We start from the raw sequence: 18,900 nt of genomic DNA, 5'->3' as shown, positions 1-18,900 counted from the left end.
ATTCAGGTGATGGCGTTGTAGCTAAAGTCTTTCGCTTTTACGCTTCCTGTCCCGGTGCAGTAAATCCCCGGTTTCAGGCTGAGAAAGCCACCGAACACATTGTGGTGCATCCCGGAAACCTCCATGCGCGTCGGGTGGCGCGTCCAGTTCTGACCGCCGTCCACCGAAGAGTGCCAGGTCACGACATTAGCTTCATTGGTCAGGCGCAGGCGCACTGTGCGGCTCTTCAGCCTCTGGCGGTTCCACGCCTGATCTTCGGCATATTGCCAGGTGCGCGTGCGTTCGCCGTCAAAGCCGATGCCGACGAAGGCCTTGTGATTATAGAACAGCAATAGCCCCGCCTCGGCCTCACCCTCCAGTTCCAGCGTCACCTCGATGCGGTAGGACTGGTCCCCGACGCCACAGGTCAGGGGCGCGCTGTTGGCGGGCGAGGTGCCACGCCCGGCGATGCGCAGGCTGCGGTTTTCCCGCTTCACGCGCGTCATCTCGTCCGGCTTGGGGTCGTGAAAGGCCCACTGCACGCCAAAGCGGTCCTGACTGAAGTCATCCGACAGCGCAAAGCCCGCCGTGCCTGTCTTGCCGCCCTTGGGCTTGGGCAGGGGCTTCGACAGATCGCCGCCCTTGGCACGGAACCAGCCGTCCTTCGTCCATTCTATCGGCTCCAGCAGGGTCTGACGGCCCAGCGTGCGGTAGCCGTTTTCGTAGGCGTGATAGACCATCCACCAGTCGCCGGCAGGCCCTTCGACCAGTGTGGCGTGACCGCGCGACCACCACGGTTCGGCGTCGCTTTGCGTGCGGACCAGCGGATTATGCGGGCAATGGGTCCACGGCCCATGAATGGATTTTGAACGCGCGGCAATGACCATGTGCCCGGTCACGGGACCGGCCGTGCCGCCCACCGCCGTGATCAAGTAAAAATAATCGCCGCGCCGCAGCAGCTTGGGGCCTTCGGGGGCAAAGTTTTCCGTCACCCAGTCGTCGGGATAGGTCCACGGCTGATAGGCGGGCTCCAGATCGCCATCGGTGGCCAGACCGTCATCGGTTAAGCGGATTTTGCGGATACCGTTGACGAACAGATAGCGCTTGCCGTCTTCGCCAACCATGTGGCCGGGGTCGATGCAGCCCTTGATTTTGAGATCGACCGGCTCGCTCCACGGGCCTTCGATGCGGTCCGCCCAGATGGCGTAGATCGACCATTCACCGCCGTCGGGGGCGGCGGGGATATAGATGAAATAGCGGTCGCCGTGCTTGCACAGGTCCACGGCCCAGATGGTGCCCAGCGGCTTCGACAGGGCCGGGCCTATGGGCGCCCAGTTCACCAGATCGGTCGAATGCCACAGGATCAGGCCCGGATAGGCATAGAAGGACGAAAACGTCATATAGTAGTTTGCGCCGTCCTTTAGCAGGGTCGGGTCGGGGTGGTCTCCGGCGATGATCGGATTGAGATAGGTGCCATTGCCCAGATCGGCCTTACGCTGACCCTCGATGCCTTTGCCCCAGCGCGGTTTGACGGCGGGCGCGGCGGTGGCGGGCAGGGCGACGCTGGCGGGGAGTGTGGCCGCTGTGGCCAGGCAGGCAGCAAACAGGTGTCGGCGGGAGGTGATAGTCATAGGTGCCATCCAAGGAGCTATAGACCCTAGCCCTAACCCGCCTAAATCACGGTGGCGGCAAAAAGGTGCAGCGGGTGTAGCGTAAAGCGTTGTTTTGGAATAGATTCTGGTTACCACACCGAACTTAAACCAAAGACCGCCAAGGCCACACCCGCCATGGACCAAGATACCGATCTTCCGTTCGATTTGCCAAGCGTTTCGCGCAAGAAAATCACGGCTGCCTTTGATGGCGGACGCATCAGTTCGGATGGCGGTGTCATGCTGTTGTCTGCGGTTGAGCGCCGGATCGGGATCATTGATCGGCTTTGGCGGCTGATACCGGATCGACGCAACCCCTTCCTGGTAACCCATTCCCTTGCCTCCATTCTCAAGATCCGCATCTTCGCCATCGCCTGTGGCTATGAAGATGGCAACGATCTGGCTTTCCTGCGCACCGATCCGGCCTTCAAGCTTGCGTGCGGACGCCTGCCCGAAGGCGGCAAGGACCTGTGCTCACAACCGACCTTGTCGCGCCTTGAGAATGCGCCGGACCTGCGTAGCTCGATCAAGCTGACCTACGGTCTTATCGACCAGTACTGCGCCAGTTTCGGTTCGGCTGTTCCCGCCGCCGTAACCCTCGATATCGATGACACGGTCGACGTGGTTCACGGCCGCCAGCAGTTGTCGCTCTTCAATGCCCATGAAGGGGAATACGTCTTTAAGCCCATCCACGTCTACGATGTGAGCACAGGCCGACCGGTCGTCGTCATCCTGCGACCCGGCAAAACACCGTCAGGCAAAGAGGTGCGCGGCTGGGTCCGTAGGATGGTGCGCCAGATCCGCAAACACTGGCCCACAACCCACATTACCCTGCGCGGTGACAGCCACTATGCCCGACCCGAAGTCATGGCATGGGCTGAGCGCAAGGGCGTTGACTATATCTTCGGGCTCGCCGGCTCAAAGCCTTTGCATGCTAAGGTCGAAGCCTTTGCTGACCACATCCGTGTCGTTCGGGCCGAACAGGACGCCGCGGCCGTGCGCGGCTACACCGAAGTCCGTCATGGAGCCAAATCCTGGGGCTGTGAGCGCCGCGTTATCGCCCGCATTGAAGCCACGCCTATGGGCCTCGACAATCGCTTCGTCGTCACATCCCTGACCGATCCCGATCCCGATCCCGATCCCGATCCGGAAACCCTCTATGCCAAACTCTATTGTGCCCGAGGCAATGCTGAAAATCTGATCAAGCTCCACAAGACCCAGCTTAAAAGTGATCGCACCTCTTGTCGCTGCCCTCTGGCCAACCAGATGCGCCTGATCCTTCACACCGCTGCCTACTGGCTGATGCTGGCTGTCCGGGATCAGATCCCCAAGGCCCATAAGATGGCGACCGCTGAGTTCAATACCATCCGCTTGCGCCTTCTGAAGATCGGGGCTCGGATCAAAGAGACCGCCCATCGCGTAAGGATTGCCTTCGCCGCAGCTTGCCCGGAGGCCTCGCTCTTCCGCGATATCATGGCGTCCCTCAAAGCCGCGCCCGCATAAACGACGGGGCTACGCCCTCAAAGCCGCCGCCATCACCGTCAACCCCCATCGGAGCAAAATCAAACCCAGCGCGTGGCGGAAAACACGACGCCAACAAGCGCGTCTGTGAAAAAGCCGTTCTAAACGGAAAGGCTAACGCCGTTACGATGAATGAAGCGGGTTAGAAGCCCAGTCCTGGTCGTTCGCGCATTCGATGTGAGACAATATCTGCGGCGTCAGGCCGGGGTTTGAGTTGGACGGAAATGAGCCGTCTTTCGCAAGGCCTGGAGGTGTCGCATAACAGGCGCCATCGACGCTCAAAAATAGTCTAGACCTGAACCGATGGAGCGATGGTAGTCGAGCCGCCGGTAAAACGCCTCCGGGTCCTTCGGTTTGACCACCCACGAGGGGTCATGGTTTAGCAAATCATAGAGCCGCGTCAGGGTGAAACGCACGGCAGACCCGCGCGCAAACAGCGGCAGGGCGGCGATTTCGGCCTCTGACAGAGCGCGCTCTTCGTGATAGCCATTCACAAAGGCGGCGATCATGTCGGGCAGGGGCTGCCCACCGGGCGTAAAGCCCCAGGCGTTGAGCGCTACGGCCAGATCGTAGGCATAGAAGTCGGTGCAGGCGTAGTAATAGTCGATAACGCCGGTGACCTGCCCCTCATCGTCCATCAGCACATTGTCGGTGAAATAGTCGGCATGGATGGCCCCCGAGGGCAGATCCGAGGGCCATCGTGTTTTCAACCACGCCACCTCGTCGCGGAAATCGGCCAGCACGGCTACAGCGCGTGCCGATTGCGAAGCGCGCGGTTCGCAGCGGCTGATCAGGGCCTCCCAGTGCGCAATGCCCATGCTGTTCTCGCGTGTCTGCGGGAAGTCTCGGCCAGCCTCATGCAGACGGGCCAGATATTGACCTGCCGAGGTGGCGTGCCTCGTATCGGGATTGCGTGGCCAGCGCCCGGGCAGCCATTTGATCAGTGCGCAGGGCTTTTCATTGATGCGACCGACCGTTGCCCCATCTTTCATGATCGCCGGCCCTGGCGCCGGGTAGCCCTTTTGATCAAGGTGCAGGGTGTAGTCCATGAAATAGGGCAGGTCTTTTTCAGGCGTCGCGGCCTCAAACAGGGTCAGGGCATAGAGACCGGTCGTCGTCTCAACCTTGAAATTGGTGTTGGAAACGCCTTCTTCGATGCCTTCCAGATGGATCAGGTCGCCGATTTCATAGCGGCTCAGATAGGCGCGGGCCTCTTCCAGAGATACCTTGGTGAAAACGGCCATATGCCCGAACGCCTCTAATGTCTTGTGTCTCTCCTGATCCCCAGGCGAGGTGAAAAGCCTATACGCAATGCGACGCCCTTTCGACAATAGGGCCGTTGATTGAGGGCGCTTCGTCATTCGAGCTGTGCACTGCCGATTGACCATCCTCAAACCCTTGTCTTATAAGGGCGCGCGCCGATCTGTAAGTCGCGCTAAACCCGCCGGTAAGAATCTATCGCTTGGGATTGCGGCTTAAATCCCATAGGCGCAAAGGCGAAAACAGGAGTTGTTTCGTGGCCAGGACCGTTTCTTCCGTACTCGACCTTGTGGGCAATACGCCGCTGATCCGCCTCAAACGCGCGTCGGAAGAGACCGGTTGCGACATCTACGGCAAGGCGGAATTCCTTAATCCCGGGCAGTCGATCAAGGACCGCGCCGCTCTGTGGATCATCCGAGATGCCGAGGCGAAGGGTCTTTTGAAGCCCGGCGGCACCATTGTCGAAGGCACGGCGGGCAATACCGGTATCGGTCTGGCCATGGTGGCCAATGCGCTGGGCTATAAGGCTGTGATCGTCATTCCGCGCACGCAGGCGCAGGAAAAGAAGGACGCCATCCGCATGTTGGGCGCGAAGCTCATCGAGGTTGATGCCGTTCCCTATTCCAATCCGGACAACTACGTCCGATATTCCGGGCGTCTGGCCGAAGAACTGGCCAAGACCGAGCCGGGCGGGGCCATCTGGGCCAATCAGTTCGACAATGTCGCCAATCGTCAGGCCCATATCGACGGCACGGCCCCGGAAGTGTGGGCGCAGACTGACGGCAAGATCGACGGCTTTATCTGCTCGGTAGGATCGGGTGGTACGCTGGCCGGTATGGCCCTGGGGCTGCGGGCGTTTAGTCCGGAGATAAAGATCGGTCTCGCGGATCCGTTCGGTGCGGCTCTGTTCAGCTATTATACGACGGGCGAACTGAAATCTGAAGGCACCTCGATCACCGAAGGCATCGGTCAGGGGCGCATCACCGCCAATCTGGAAGGCTTCACGCCCGACTTCACCTGTCAGGTGGCTGACGAAGACTGGCTGCCGGTGCTTTATGATCTCGACCGTTACGAAGGCCTGCTGGTCGGCGGGTCTGCGGCGCTGAATGTCGCCGGCGCGATCAAGATGGCCAAAACCATGGGGCCGGGCAAGACGATCGTGACCGTCCTGTGCGACTATGGCAACCGCTATGCCTCCAAGATTTTTAACGCTGAGTTCCTGAGGTCCAAAGGCCTGCCCGTTCCCCCCTGGAGCGAAGGGTGAACGGGAGGGATTTATATTCCCTGAGCGGCAAAGACCGGTCTGTCCTGCGGCGCCGCCGAGGCGTGGCCGAGATCGCGCGCCTGTGCGCGCAGCCAGTCCATAAAGCGTACCTGCGCCATCGAAGGCTCGCGCGTCTGTGGCCAGACCAGATGATAGCCGAAGCTGACCGGTGCGTCCTTTTCGTTGAACAGACCCCGCAGACGACCCGCGCGCAGATCGGCCTCGGCAATGGTGCGTTTAGCCAAAGCCACGCCCCGGCCGGCGACCGCCGCTTCGATCACCATATGGCTCTGATTGAAGCGCGGCCCGCGCGAGGCGTCGATCTCCTCGGCACCATGCGCCTTAAGCCACATAGCCCAGTCGGGGTCGGACGGATCGAGGTCCGAGGAAACATCATGCAACAGCGTGTGGTGGGTGAGGTCCGCCGGCTTGCGGATCGGGGCCGCCTCATACAAGGCGGGCGAACAGACGGGCAGGACCGCTTCTTCGAGCAGGTGCTCGACATTCAGCCCGTTGTAATTGCCCGTGCCATAACGGATGGCCAGATCAATGTCGGAGACCGCGAAATCGGTCGGGGCCATATCCGCCGATACCCACACATCGATGTCCGGATTGGCCGCCGAAAAGTCGCCCAGACGCGGCATCAGCCATTTGGCCGCGAAACTCGGGGCCACCGACACAGTGACACGGCCCTTTTGCTGCGTCTGACGCATGATGCGCGTCGCCTCGAACATCTTTTCAAAGGCTTCTTTGAGAATGATCGAAGAGGCCTTGCCCGCGTCGCTCAACACCACGCGGCGACCGTCGCGCACAAACAGCTCGACACCGACGTGTTCTTCCAGCAAGCGGATTTGCTGAGATACCGCGCCGGGTGTAACGAACAACTCCTCGGCGGCGTGCTTGAAACTCTCGTGGCGCGCGGCGGCTTCGAATACCCGAAGCGCCGACAGCGGCGGCAGACGGTCACGCGACATTGAAACCTATCCAATCTAAACCCTGCGCTCTATATAGCGCATCCATCGTTTAACAAATCTAATCTTTGCGTTCCGGAGACAAAAATGAGTGACGCGCACCCGTCCCCCGCTATCGAAGTCCTCGAAGCCGGTCAGGCCTGGGAAACCGATGCCGTGATCATCGGCGCGGGCCCGGTGGGCCTGTTCGCCGTGTTCGAACTGGGCCTGCTCGATATCAAAGCGCACCTGATCGACATTCTCGACAAGGTGGGCGGTCAGTGCGCCGAGCTTTATCCGGAAAAGCCGATCTATGACATTCCGGCATGGCCGATCATCACCGGTCAGGAAATCACCGATCGCCTGCTTGAACAGATCGCGCCGTTTGGTGCCAAATACCACCTCGGTGAAATGGCTGTGGCCGTTGAAAAGCTTGAGCAGGACGACGGCACGACCAAGTGGAAGGTGACGACCGATCAGGGAACGTCGGTCATCGCGCGCTGTATCCTGATCGCTGCCGGCGGCGGATCGTTCCAGCCCAAAAAGCCGCCCATTCCCGGCATTGATGGCTTTGAATACATCGGCGCAGGCATCGGCGTTCACTACGCCGTGCGCAAAATGGAAGCCTTCCGCGGCAAGCGTATCGTGATTTCAGGCGGCGGGGATTCGGCGCTCGACTGGACGCTCAACCTGCAACCCATCGCCGAGCGCGTGACTCTCATGCACCGCCGCGACGACTTCCGCGCTGCCCCGCACAGCGTGGCTCAGATGCGCAAGCTGGTCGAAGAGGGCAAGATGGATCTGATCATCGGTCAGGCCACCGCCCTGTCTGGTGAAACGGGACACAAGCTGACCGGCGTCACGATCGAAGACAATGACGGCAAGGAAATCCACATCGACGCGGATACCTTCCTGCCCTTCTTCGGCCTGACCATGAAGCTCGGTCCCGTGGCGGAATTTGGCCTCAACCTGCACGAAAACCTGATCCCGGTGGATACGGAGAAGTTCGAAACCTCGACCCCGCAAATCTTTGCCATCGGCGACATCAACTACTATCCGGGCAAGCTGAAGCTCATCCTATCGGGCTTCCACGAAGGCGCGCTGGCAGCCCAGGCCGTCTTCCGCTACGTCTTCCCGGACAAGAAGCTGCGCTTCCAGTATACGACCTCCTCGTCGGACTTGCAGAAGAAGCTGGGCGTGAAGTAGCAAGGCCCGGAAAAGAAGGTTGAGATTAAAAAACCCCGCTTCAGATACCTCTGAGGCGGGGTTTTTCACTTGGTGTCTCAAATGACTCCAGGGCGTTGGCAGCGTCACAACACGCAGGCTGCCAGGACGCGTTTTGTTGCAAGCCGTCAACTTGACCGATTTCGCTGGAAACGGACTTAGGACCTCAGGCGCTTCGGAGTTGATCGACAAAATGGCTCACTTCGCTCTCAAGTGAGCGGGCCTGCCCCGCCAGTCCCTCTGAAAGGCCCTGCAGGTGTTCGGCGGCCGCGCCTGTGACTTCGGTTGCGTTAGAGACCTTAGACATTTCGTCGGACACACTCAGAGCCTCTGAGGCCGCCTCGGCAGCGTTCGTGGCAATGTTTTGCGTGGCGCTGCCTTGTTCACCAATAGCTTGCGCAATGGCGGCGGTACTGTCGGAGATATTGTCGATCGTCGAGACAATTCGATTAATGGAGCCGACCGTCATCTCTGTTGCCGCCTGAATTTCATTGATTTTTGCAGCAATCTCGTCGGTGGCCTTTGAGGTTTGGTTCGCCAGCGACTTCACTTCCGTTGCGACCACGGCAAAGCCTTTGCCGGCCTCACCGGCTCTTGCGGCTTCAATGGTCGCATTGAGTGCGAGCAAATTGGTTTGTGACGCGACCGCCCGGATAAGCTCAATCACATCGCCTATCCTGGCGGCGGATTCGGAGAGATTGACGACGTTTGTTCGCGTCGTCTGCGCTTCCTGAGCTGCCGTCTGAGCGATGGAAGCCGAACGCGAAACCTCCTTGTTGATCTCTTCAATCGACGCCGCGAGGAGGTCGGACCCCTCAGCCGCAGTCTCCACTCTCAACGAGGCAGATCGAGCCGATTGGGTAACGCGTTGAGCGGTCTGGTGGGTCTCAGCCGCCGATCCGCTTAAGCTTTTAACCGCTGTAGAAATTTCAGACGTGGTGTCATTAAAGTCCTTAACGAGACGCTGAACCTTTGAAACGAGATCTCTGGCGAGACCATCGCGTTTTGTCGACTGACGCAATTCCTCTTCCTTGGCCTCGTCCTGCAATTTCGCGAGCGTCAGCGCTTCGGCTTCAGCGCTTTTAGCGGCGTTTAGCGCACGCTCCGCCGCGCCAAAAGCGGTTTGCATGCGGGCAACCAGCCAAACGAGAAGACCTGTTTGCAAGACGAGAATAACGGCGTGTATCAGAACGCGCGTGAGGTTTGGCTGCGTTTCGGGAAACACCGCAGAGGGCAGGAGATAGGTCACTCCTAAATGGTGAACGGCCACAAGTCCGGAATAGGCGATGAGCGCACGCCAGTCGCACCAGCCAGCCAAAAATGCCAGGCAGGCAAAGAAGTACATGTGCATGTCAAGCTGATAGGCCCGGCCGTCAAACTCATAAACAAGAAGGGCGACAATTGTCGCTAAGGCCAGCGATGACGTCAGGCGTGTTCGCAAACCTGTCGGGTCGACCTTCCAGGAAAATGTCACGACGCCGCATAATAGGGCCGAAATTAAAAGAGGCCCGACCCCTACGCTCCCCGCCCCCAGTACGACCGGCATGATCCCCAGGAGAGCGCAGTTTAGCCACAAAAACCCTATGACGGCCTTAGAAAAGGCAAGCTGTACGCTTCTCAACTCGTTCATGATTTGGGTGCTCCACATCCCGCAAACACACGCGGGTTAAAAATGATCAACGCCCCTTCGGCCGCGAGTCTGCGCGCAAAATCGGGGTCGTCAGACTGAGCGACAATCAGCCCACCGTTGTAGCCGCTCTCCAGAAGATTCCCCCCCGCGCGGGCGGCAATTTCAGCGGCTGTGCGATCTTGCCAGGGAGAGGAAACAATGGCGACAGGTTCGCTCACGCGCGGCGCAAGGTAGACGAGCCACAGGGCAAGAAGGCAAACCATGGCCATCGCACAAACGACAAACATGTCGGCTGCGCCCAGCTTTTCGCGATCAGAGACGTCTTGTGGCATAGGGATACCGGGGTATTACTCAGTACTCAGATACACTATCCCGCCACCCCTTAACTCCGCTTTAACAGATTGATACTTGGTAAGAAATTGCGGCGTCGGCGGTTGCGTTCTTCGGGCTGAAACAGAAGGAGTGGCGGATAAGGGGCCGCTTGCTCCGGCATCGAGCAAGAGACCTCTAGCGGGCCCCCAGAGAGATGAGAACGTTGACCGCCTCTCCAATCGTTGTTTGCCGGAGCGCCACGTCCTCGATCTGCATTATGACCACATCTGTTATTCGCTGAGCGGCCTCATCATCTGAGCCCCCATGGGGGAAATGCGACATCAGCCAGGACAGGCTTTGAGCGGGTGTGATGACGCCTTCCAAAAGCTCTTGAAAGGCGCAATTGAGCGTATTGGGGACGTAAAGCATGGGAACTCTCAAAAGAACTATATACGTACGGCTTGGGGACAGGTTCAGATTTTCGACCAGCTATGATCTCAATTGAGGGGAATGGCACGTTAGTCCGGCATTCCTCGGCGGCACTGCGTCTTGATGTGTCTCATTTCGAAAAGTCTAAGGACGTAATCGGAAAGCGCATCTGCGGCCTGTGAAGCCTCTGTTGAGGTGGTGGTGGGCGTTAACTGTCGTAACGTCTCAAGCCGGGCGATTTCATTGAGAACCCGACCCAATGTCAGGGTCAGATCTTCTGCGCGAACAGAGTCTGGGAGCCGAGCCTGAGACAGCGGGATCCGCATCAGCGGGGCAGTGACGTCTCTTTGTGACCAGAAATGGGGGTGAAAGAGGACGGCGGCGCTGTGCCTCTCGGTTTCTTTGTCAGCCTCAAACTCGTAACCAGCACTACGTTTTTCCATAGGCGACTTCCTGTCTTCGGATTTCTGCCAATCTGATCCTGGTCGGGTTCTGACACGCAATCGGGCCACAGGCGTCAGAACGCCTTAGACCTCAGCATGGGAATAACCCGTAACCAGGTGAAGTTTCTGTCGTCTCCTTCGAGCCTTCTCATGTATAAGCGGGCGCTCTTCGGATTACACCGTTATCCAATTTTGTGAACGTGTGGTTAACGGCAATGCGCGCTTTACGATATTGTGATCGCAAATTGAAAACATCGGTCTTTCGGCTTGCGATACGAACGAATCGAGATATCGTCGTTATGCATCAATTTTCCGATGCGCTACCGGTTCCGGCGCAGTCCTTGCAACCAACCTCCGACTGCGCCGGTACTGACCGTCCAGGCTGGCATTTTTGGCGTCTTAGCGCCTTAGACCTCGGATAGAAGCTACCCAGTCGTCCTTATCCGCTACGAAGGTCTTAAGCGTGGCCATAGTAAGCCGCCTTTTAAGGCGCTGAAGGCGTCTTAGCGCGGGGTTTCGATGAAGGTCTGTCAAAAAACCGTTGCCAAATGGGTTCATCCTCGCCGCCATGAGCCTGTTGCGCCACCTCTTCGTGATCTTTGGTCCGCTCCTCTTGAGCCTGTGCGCCTTAATCCCGCCCTTTGCCGCCTTTGCGCAGGAGGATTGGGCCGATGAGGTCGTGGTGCGTGGCCGGGCCGCGGTCGGTCCGGCGTTGTGGCGCGTGTCGGATGACGACAGTCAGGTCATCATTATCGGTGTTTTGCCGGTGTTTCCCAAAAAGCAGGCGTGGAAGACGACACGGATCGAAAATGCCCTGCGCGGGGCCAATGCTCTGATCACGCCGCCCGATAACAGCACAGGTCCCGGCGACGTATGGTCCCTGATGCGCAACAAGGTCTTACCCGATCGTGGTAAACTGAAAGACGCTTTGCCCGGTGAGCTCTATGCCCGGTACGAGGCCACGGCGCGCCGGGCGGGCGTGCCCATAAAGGATTTTGCCAAAGACAAACCGGTCTGGGCAGGGGCGCGCTTGCGCCGTGAGGTGCTTCAAAAACATGGGTTAAGTGAGAACGAACCGCTGACCACGATCAAACGTCTGGCGCGCACGGCCGGTGTGTCTTCTCGCGCCGTCGGGCGTTACGACAGCGGACCATTGTTCAAGGCGGTCAATGCCATGAGCGAAGAGGCGAGCCAAGCGTGTCTGCGCTATACGCTCGACGATATCGACTTCGATATGGAACGCGCACCGCGCGCCGCTCAGGCCTGGTCCGTCGGGGATATAGCTACCCTACGCAGCCTCTATCAGGGCTCGGTCCTCATGAAGTGCCTGTCGGGATCGCCAATGGCCACAGCGACGCTGAACCGCAGCATTACCGATTCCGTCAGCGCCGTAAGCGAGGCCCTGAACAAACCGGGTAAGACGGTGGCCGTCTTGCCGTTAGGCCAATTGTTGCGCAAAGGGGGTGTGCTCGAAAAGCTGCGCGCCAGAGGCTACCGGGTGTCCGCGCCGCAGGACTAGTCTGTGCAGGCGGCCAGAGGCATGGCGCTGTGCGATTGTCGTGCAGGTCGACATCGTTGGTCTTAAAGGGTTTGGGAGCGTTAACCCGTCTTAACCGATTTTCCTAAGTTTCAAATAAAGTTTTGCGCGCATAACGCCACTTCACAGTGGAGTGGTTATCGTGTGGTCGTTTCGCGTAAATGAAGCTTGCCTGGGTAATGAGGCGTCGTTGAAGGCGCTTGTTCAGGCTCAGTTAATCCTTCTTTTTGGTACCCGACAGGCCTTTGAGCACAGCCTTACAGGCACTTGCGATCATCTTTCGCGGTTGTGCCAGGCCGCGCCTGACGCGATCATCACAGGTACGACCACGGGTACCTTGATCGAGGGGACGTCGCTTGATGAGGAGGGATGGAGCGGCATCGCACTTTCGTTTGACAAGGTTCGCTTGCGCCAAGCCTCTGTTGAGCTGCAAACAAAAGCGCAGTCCTACGAGGCTGGCAAGCGCCTTGCGGCCTCTCTCCTTGGACAGGACCTACGCTACATTCTCCTTCTCAGTCCCGGTCTTGACGTAGATGGATCCGCACTCATCAAGGGGCTTTCTGAGGGTGTCGGTGAAGAGGTTATCATCACAGGCGGGCTTGCCGGTGATGGCGCGGCGTTTGAGAAAACCTACGTCTTGAACTCTGATCACATTTCATCAAACGAGATTGTCGCTGTTGGCTTTTATGGTGAGGGATTAAGGGTCGGCACAGCCACGGGCGGTGGCTGGAAGGCTTTTGGTCCTGAGCGCGAGGTCACATCCGCTTCGGGGACCGTCCTTGAGGCACTTGACGGCGGCCCGGCGCTTGATCTTTACGAAACCTACCTTGGTGAGGAAGCCGCCCAGCTCCCGGCCTCGGCCCTTATGTTCCCTCTAAAGATCCATGATCCTGACCATCCCACGCGAGAAGTCGTCAGAACGGTTTTGAGCATAGACAGGTCTGCCAAAACCCTCACCTTTGCCGGGAGCATTCCGCAAAACTGGCCCGCGCGCCTTATGAGGGGGCAGCCCAATCATCTTGTTTCAGGCGCGGAAGCGGCCATTGAGAAAGCCTTGTTGAATCTGAGAGCGCGTGATCCTGAACTGGAGCCGCAAGTGTGCCTTGCCGTGTCCTGTGTCGGCCGACGCCTCCTGATGGGTCAGCGAACCCTCGATGAAGTTGAGGCGGTTGGGCAACGCCTTGGCCCAACGGCTTTGCAGTTTGGCTTTTATTCCTATGGGGAAATTGCGCCCTATCCCGATTACTCGACGGCAGGCCTGCACAATCAGACCATGTGTCTTACACTCCTTTCGGAGGTGGCGTGATGCACAGATTGCTCCACCGCCAACTTCAAAAAGCCACCGACGAAACCGGTGCACTGGACCTGAACACGCTCCTCGACCTTGTAGACAGAGCTTACGGCGAATACGAGCTTGAAAGTCGAAGGGTGGATCGCGCCACTCAACTGATGACGGACGAGCTTGAAACGGCAAACGAAAAACTTCGTCAGAGCTTGCGGGATCTGCGAGAAAACGGTCAACGCTTTCAAGCGACGATCGAGACGTTGCCGCACGGAATATGTCTCTACGACAGGGACGGTCATATCTGTGAGTATAACCGGGCCTATTTGACCTTTTTCGACGTGGATAAGGCAAACAACGCCCGAGGTTTGTCACTCGTCCAGGCGCTTGAAGCCGCGGGGCGACGCATGAGTGCGAGTAATGCGCGCCTGATGCAGTTACTGGAATACCTGGCCATACCGAAGACAGGGCACAGTGAAGGGGAGTATGTGTGGCCGTCTGGGCGTACGGTGCGGGTGTCGCGCACCGGCGTTGAGGGCGGAGGCTACCTCGATGTGATTGCCGATATTACCGAGTCGCACCTCGCACGGGCCACTATCGAACGCATGGCCAATTTTGATGCGCTCACCGAACTTGCCAATCGAAACCTCTTCCAAAAGCGTCTGGCAGACCTGGTGGCGCGTGCGAGCGCCCGCTCCATGGCCGCCATACTCAGTCTCGATCTTGATCGGTTCAAAGCGGTCAATGACCTCTACGGTCATGGCGTCGGTGATGCGCTTTTAGCAAAGGTCGCGCGCCGCCTGGTTGACGTGCTGCGACCAGGGGACCTGGCGGCCCGTTTAGGAGGAGATGAGTTTGCGGTCCTTCTCGAGAAGGTGAGCGCGCATCACGACGCGCACCAGGTGGCTAAGCGGTTGGTGAGCCACTTAAGCGCACCTTATGAGATTGATGGGCTTGAGATTGTGATCGGAGCGAGTGTGGGTATCGAGTTTATCGACGATCCTCATGCCGCCCCGATTGATTTGATGCGACATGCCGATCAGGCCTTGTACGCGGCAAAAAGGAGCGGTCGCAACGATATTGCCGTCTACGATGCGAAACTTCATGAAACCTATCTGGAAAGGCAACAAATTGAGGCGGATCTGCGAAAGGCTGCGCAAAGCCGCGAGTTTTTCCTTGTTTATCAGCCGATCTTTTGTGTGAAGTCTGCACGGGTGTGCGGCTACGAAGCCTTATTGCGCTGGCAATCTCCGGTGCGCGGCATTGTTTCGCCCAATGAGTTTATTCCGGTGGCCGAAGAAACGGGCATTATCGAGGAAATCGGATCGTGGGTCATTCGTAAAGCCTGTAAGGATGCGGCCGCTTTACCCGAACACACGACGATCGCGGTGAACGTTTCGCCGGTACAGTTTCGCTCACGCGCCTTTGTGAGCGTCGTGACCCGGGCGTTACAGGACTCGCGGATAAACCCCAACCGGCTCGAGATTGAGATTACCGAGGGCGTGATGATCGGTGATGCGGGGGAAGCTCTCAAGATCTTGCGTGCCCTTAAAGCCTTAGGGGTACGTATCTCTTTGGATGATTTCGGAACGGGCTATTCGTCTTTCAGCTACATAAGCGCATTTCCGTTCGACAAGATAAAGATCGACCAGTCGTTTGTGCGCGATCTCGGTCAGCGATCTGAGTCTCTGGCCATTATTCGAGCGGTTTCGGGAATGTGTTCAAGTCTTGGGATCGTCTCGACCGCTGAAGGGGTTGAGACTGAACAGCAGTTTGAAATCCTGAGAACAGAGCACTGTGATACCATGCAAGGGTATCTGTTTGGCAAACCTGTCGCTCTTAATGAACTCAATGTTTCGAACGCGGATCGGGTCGCTGCAAAAGTGGCCTGACGTTAAAACAGAGCGACCGTCGCGCCCTGATAAGCGCGTTTGGTGCAAGGTCAAGCGGCGCGAGGGTGCATCAGCGCGGCGGCGAGCGGCGTTAAACGACCTCTAGCGTGTGGGTTTCATCGAGGACCGCCGCCACGACCTCGACGAGGTCAAATGCCTCGAAGGGCTTTCTGAGTTGCGCGTTTACGCCAAGCTTGGCCGTTGCCGCCAGCACATCGTGATTTTTTACCGCCTGATCGATGCCGGCAGACATGGCAATCACCGGAACCTTCGGCCAGGTTCTCCGGATCGAACGGATGCCTTTAAACCCGCCCATGCCCGGCATGAACATGTCGCATAAAACGAGGTCGACGTGTGCGATATCCACATTGGCAAAGGCGTCCTCCATGGTCTCACTGATAGTGACCCTATATCCGATGGAGGCCAGAACACGTTCACAGATGGTTCTGATCGGCGCGCTATCTTCTATGACAAGAATGTGTTTGCGACGTTTGAGCCCGGCACTTGTGTCAAATGTCCGCGCAAATATGGCTTCGATATCTGAGGGGTTGAAAGGCTTTTTGAGTACGAAATCGGCACGCGCGAGCCTCGCCTTGGAGAGCGTGACCTCAACACACTCCGTTTCTGAGCCGGCCGTCATGAGGACAAATACCGCCAGGGGGGCAAGCTTTCGGAGCGTGTCAACAAACTGAAGGGCGTTGTGGTCGCCTACAAAGATGTCGAGAAAGACGGCATCGACCTTCAAGGTTCTCAAAAGTCCGGATGCCTTAGTCAGATTTTGCGCATAATGGACGTCGAAGCCCAGTGATGTGATCATCCGTCCAATTATCCTGGACTGGATCGGACTGTCTTCGATGATAAGTGCCCTGGCCACGTCGCTACACCACCTCTTTCGGGTTGCTTATGCGGTAACTATTTAGTCCCCGGACCGGGAGTAGTGAAGATTGTTCAAAAAGACCTTAATGCGTTTCGCGATCGTGTCCCGTGACGTGGTGTAACTGAGCGCTAGGCATCAGTGGTTTCCGGACGGGTCCGGATTTTCGTCAGCTTGCCACGGCTGGCATGCTGAGAACGGGATCATCGCTGAGTTGTGCGATGGTTTCAAGGGTGATGTAGCGGCCGCGTTGAACCGTCCACTCGTCGTTCTGCTCCAGCAAGATGGCGCCCACGAGGCGGATAATGGCATCGTCGTTCGGGAAGATGCCCACGACATCGCAACGGCGCTTGATTTCGCCATTGAGACGCTCAATCGGGTTTGTGCTGTGAAGCTTGATGCGGTGCTCCTTTGGGAAGGTCATGTAGGCCAGGACGTCATGCTCAGCCTCGTCCATGATCGTTGCCAGCTTTGGCATTTTGGGCCTGAGCTGATCGGCGACGTTTCGCCATTGTGCGCTGGCGGCTTCAGGCGTTTCCTGAGCGAAGGCGGTACCGATGAAGGCCGAGACGACCCGGCGGCCACTCTTGCCTGCATGGGCGCAGACATTGCGCATGAAGTGTACGCGGCACCGCTGCCAGGTGGCGTTCAAAACCTTCGATACCGCGCCTTTGATCCCGATATGTGCATCGGAGACGACCAGCTTGACGCCGCGCAGACCACGACGGGTCAGGTTGCGTAAGAACTCTGCCCAGATCGGTTCAGCTTCTGACGTGCCGACCTCCATGCCAAGAACCTCCCGGCGGCCGTCGGTATTGACGCCCACAGCGATGATGACGGCGACGGAGACAGTCCGGGCCCCACGGCGAACTTTCAGGTAGGTGGCATCGATCCAGATATAAGGCCATTCCCCCTCGATCGGACGATCGAGAAACGCCTTCACGCGCTCATCGATTTCCTCACAAAGGCGGCTGACCTGGCTTTTCGAGATGCCGCTCATGCCCATGGCCTTGACCAGGTCGTCGATAGACCGCGTCGAGATGCCCTGAACGTAAGCTTCCTGGATAACGGCAGTCAGTGCCTTCTCGGCCATGCGCCGTGGCTCCAGAAAGCTCGGGAAATAACTGCCTTTGCGAAGTTTCGGAATACGCAGTTCGACCGTGCCGGCGCGTGTTTCCCAATCCCGATCGCGATAGCCGTTGCGCTGGACCATACGTTCGCCGCTCTTCTCGTGGTAAGCCGCGCCGGTCACAGTGCCGACCTCCATTGCCATCAGGCGCTCGGCGGCAAAACCTATCATCTCACGCAACAAATCGCTGTCGGAGGTCTTTTCAACAAGCCCTTTCAGGGCCATCATCTCTTTGGTCATCGGTGGTTCTTTCGTCTCTGGAATGAGTGTAGGAACCCAAACCATATCCGAAAATCACTGATGACCAACCCGCGACGCTTCAGGCTCGCCTGGCCCTTGAATGGGGCCGCGAGCCTAGCGCTTCGCTCTTACCCAATTACACCACCCGGTGGGACACGACCCGTTTCGCCTTCGGTTGCTTTTAGAGATCAAAGGACTGTCGCTGCGCTGAGTGAATGACACATGCCGGGCCATATGCGGTTTCAACCCGCATTTTACACAGACGGTGGTGTTACGAAAATGCCGTTACAAGAGCGATCGCAAGCTCAGTGGGCGCCGCCCCTTGCGTCTCGGCGTCTCAACCAAAGCCCTTTGTTTGAAGGGGCGCGGCGGCAGGCTGTGGCCAGTTGGATGATAAGGGCTGCCTTAGGGAGGGCTTGCCCAGGTAATATCCCTGAATGAGGCTAACCCCCATGTCGCGTAAGACCTCGAATTCTTCCGCTGTCTCCACGCCCTCGCAAATGACCTTGACGTCAAGGTCGTGAAGCATGCGAAGCGTGTTTGCCAGAATGATGCGTTTGGTTCGGTCTTTGTCGATGTTGCGGATCAGCTCCATGTCAATTTTGACGAGGTCAGGCTGAAAGTTTGAGAGGAGGCTCAAACCCGCGTAGCCAGAGCCAAAATCATCAATGGCGGTCATAAAACCCATGGCCCGGTACGATCTCAATATATTGAGGAGGTGGTTCGTATCGAGCTTTTCAGTTTCGGTGAATTCGAAAATGATCCGATTTAGCGGAAAACTGAACCGCATAGCGGTCGCCAAGGTCAGCCGAATGCAGGCGCGCGGTTCATAGACGGCATTTGGCAAAAAGTTAATCGAGAGCCGTTCGCCCTCGTGAGTACTATCCCACTGCGCCGCCAGCTCAATGGCCTTGACACGACAAGACTGATCAAACGCGTAGCGATTTTGATCTGAAACCTGATCCAGTATGAACCCGGCTCCCTCACCATTTACGCCCCGAACAAGGGCTTCCTGGGCAAAAACCGTTCCTGACCACATCGACAATCGGTTGGAACGCCATGGTTATCGGTAGCTCAAAGCCTGTCCCGTCGCGACAGCCGCTACAAATCGTCTCGCCACTCATAGGCCGCTCCCTAAACGCTTCTGCTCAGGGATAGCGCAAATGCTTAAAAAAAGCCTTTCGCCGGGTGAGGGCCAAAGGTTTGAAAAAAAGACCGCCGGGCCTCGCCTGACGGTCTTCCTTCACTCGTGATGAGGCGGTGCAGCGATGGATGCGCGGCCGCG

16 protein-coding genes are annotated in these 18,900 nt (G+C 58.0%); 6 read left to right on the top strand and 10 right to left on the bottom strand.

Annotation, left to right across the window (positions count from 1 at the left end; translation table 11 throughout):
* Nucleotides 1-2: 2 nt before the first annotated feature.
* Nucleotides 3-1,610, bottom strand: a complete 1,608-nt coding sequence (locus ASTEX_RS11555; RefSeq protein ID WP_013479821.1) for a family 43 glycosylhydrolase — start codon at nucleotides 1,608-1,610, stop codon at nucleotides 3-5.
* 156 nt (nucleotides 1,611-1,766) lie between these two features.
* On the opposite strand from ASTEX_RS11555, the gene ASTEX_RS11550 reads away from it, so the two are divergent.
* Nucleotides 1,767-3,131, top strand: a complete 1,365-nt coding sequence (locus tag ASTEX_RS11550) for an IS1380 family transposase (RefSeq protein WP_013479820.1) — start codon at nucleotides 1,767-1,769, stop codon at nucleotides 3,129-3,131.
* Nucleotides 3,132-3,427: 296 nt separating this feature from the next.
* On the opposite strand, the gene ASTEX_RS11545 is transcribed toward ASTEX_RS11550, so the two are convergent.
* Nucleotides 3,428-4,393: a homoserine kinase gene (locus ASTEX_RS11545; protein ID WP_013479819.1), complete on the bottom strand. Its 966-nt coding sequence runs from the start codon at nucleotides 4,391-4,393 to the stop codon at nucleotides 3,428-3,430.
* Between the two features lie 272 nt (nucleotides 4,394-4,665).
* Here ASTEX_RS11545 and ASTEX_RS11540 point away from each other — a divergent pair, with 272 nt between their 5' ends.
* On the top strand, nucleotides 4,666-5,673 hold the full coding sequence (locus tag ASTEX_RS11540; protein WP_013479818.1) for a cysteine synthase A: 1,008 nt from the start codon (nucleotides 4,666-4,668) through the stop codon (nucleotides 5,671-5,673).
* An 11-nt stretch (nucleotides 5,674-5,684) separates the two neighbouring features.
* Here the strand turns inward: ASTEX_RS11540 and gcvA are convergent, their stop codons facing one another.
* Nucleotides 5,685-6,647 (bottom strand): transcriptional regulator GcvA, encoded by a 963-nt coding sequence (gene gcvA / locus ASTEX_RS11535; protein WP_013479817.1) that lies wholly within the window; start codon nucleotides 6,645-6,647, stop codon nucleotides 5,685-5,687.
* 84 nt (nucleotides 6,648-6,731) lie between these two features.
* Here gcvA and ASTEX_RS11530 point away from each other — a divergent pair, with 84 nt between their 5' ends.
* Nucleotides 6,732-7,829, top strand: coding sequence for an NAD(P)/FAD-dependent oxidoreductase (locus ASTEX_RS11530; RefSeq protein WP_013479816.1), 1,098 nt, complete (start codon nucleotides 6,732-6,734; stop codon nucleotides 7,827-7,829).
* A gap of 184 nt (nucleotides 7,830-8,013) precedes the next feature.
* Here ASTEX_RS11530 and ASTEX_RS11525 read toward each other — a convergent pair whose 3' ends face one another.
* From ASTEX_RS11525 to ASTEX_RS11510, 4 genes are all read right to left on the bottom strand, one after another.
* Complete coding sequence (locus ASTEX_RS11525; protein WP_049781666.1) at nucleotides 8,014-9,393, bottom strand: methyl-accepting chemotaxis protein; 1,380 nt, start codon at nucleotides 9,391-9,393, stop codon at nucleotides 8,014-8,016.
* 80 nt (nucleotides 9,394-9,473) lie between these two features.
* Nucleotides 9,474-9,809: a hypothetical protein gene (locus ASTEX_RS11520; protein WP_013479814.1), complete on the bottom strand. Its 336-nt coding sequence runs from the start codon at nucleotides 9,807-9,809 to the stop codon at nucleotides 9,474-9,476.
* Nucleotides 9,810-9,984: 175 nt separating this feature from the next.
* The gene (locus ASTEX_RS11515) at nucleotides 9,985-10,218 is read right to left on the bottom strand and encodes a hypothetical protein (RefSeq protein ID WP_013479813.1); all 234 of its coding nucleotides are present in this window, start codon (nucleotides 10,216-10,218) and stop codon (nucleotides 9,985-9,987) included.
* Nucleotides 10,219-10,307: 89 nt separating this feature from the next.
* Nucleotides 10,308-10,661, bottom strand: a complete 354-nt coding sequence (locus ASTEX_RS11510) for a hypothetical protein (protein WP_013479812.1) — start codon at nucleotides 10,659-10,661, stop codon at nucleotides 10,308-10,310.
* A gap of 568 nt (nucleotides 10,662-11,229) precedes the next feature.
* Here ASTEX_RS11510 and ASTEX_RS11505 point away from each other — a divergent pair.
* From ASTEX_RS11505 to ASTEX_RS11495, 3 genes are all read left to right on the top strand, one after another.
* Nucleotides 11,230-12,180, top strand: a complete 951-nt coding sequence (locus tag ASTEX_RS11505; protein ID WP_013479811.1) for a TraB/GumN family protein — start codon at nucleotides 11,230-11,232, stop codon at nucleotides 12,178-12,180.
* 151 nt (nucleotides 12,181-12,331) lie between these two features.
* Nucleotides 12,332-13,504 carry an FIST N-terminal domain-containing protein gene (locus tag ASTEX_RS11500; protein WP_049781665.1) on the top strand — a complete coding sequence of 391 codons (1,173 nt, stop codon included), beginning with the start codon at nucleotides 12,332-12,334 and terminating at the stop codon, nucleotides 13,502-13,504.
* Nucleotides 13,504-15,372: a putative bifunctional diguanylate cyclase/phosphodiesterase gene (locus tag ASTEX_RS11495; protein WP_013479809.1), complete on the top strand. Its 1,869-nt coding sequence runs from the start codon at nucleotides 13,504-13,506 to the stop codon at nucleotides 15,370-15,372. Before ASTEX_RS11500 ends, ASTEX_RS11495 begins: the two co-directional genes overlap by 1 nt.
* Nucleotides 15,373-15,463: 91 nt before the next feature.
* Here the strand turns inward: ASTEX_RS11495 and ASTEX_RS11490 are convergent, their stop codons facing one another.
* The 3 genes from ASTEX_RS11490 to ASTEX_RS11480 all read right to left on the bottom strand — a co-directional run bounded on the left by ASTEX_RS11490 (nucleotide 15,464) and on the right by ASTEX_RS11480 (nucleotide 18,654).
* Nucleotides 15,464-16,246: a response regulator gene (locus tag ASTEX_RS11490; RefSeq protein WP_013479808.1), complete on the bottom strand. Its 783-nt coding sequence runs from the start codon at nucleotides 16,244-16,246 to the stop codon at nucleotides 15,464-15,466.
* Nucleotides 16,247-16,415: 169 nt separating this feature from the next.
* On the bottom strand, nucleotides 16,416-17,615 hold the full coding sequence (locus tag ASTEX_RS11485; RefSeq protein ID WP_013478932.1) for an IS256 family transposase: 1,200 nt from the start codon (nucleotides 17,613-17,615) through the stop codon (nucleotides 16,416-16,418).
* Nucleotides 17,616-17,952: 337 nt separating this feature from the next.
* Nucleotides 17,953-18,654, bottom strand: coding sequence for an EAL domain-containing protein (locus ASTEX_RS11480; RefSeq protein ID WP_245532503.1), 702 nt, complete (start codon nucleotides 18,652-18,654; stop codon nucleotides 17,953-17,955).
* Nucleotides 18,655-18,900 lie beyond the last annotated feature (246 nt).

It is taken from the genome of Asticcacaulis excentricus CB 48 (genome assembly GCF_000175215.2).
In the GTDB taxonomy this organism is placed as follows: domain Bacteria; phylum Pseudomonadota; class Alphaproteobacteria; order Caulobacterales; family Caulobacteraceae; genus Asticcacaulis; species Asticcacaulis excentricus.
This window is presented reverse-complemented; position numbering and strand designations above follow the sequence as displayed.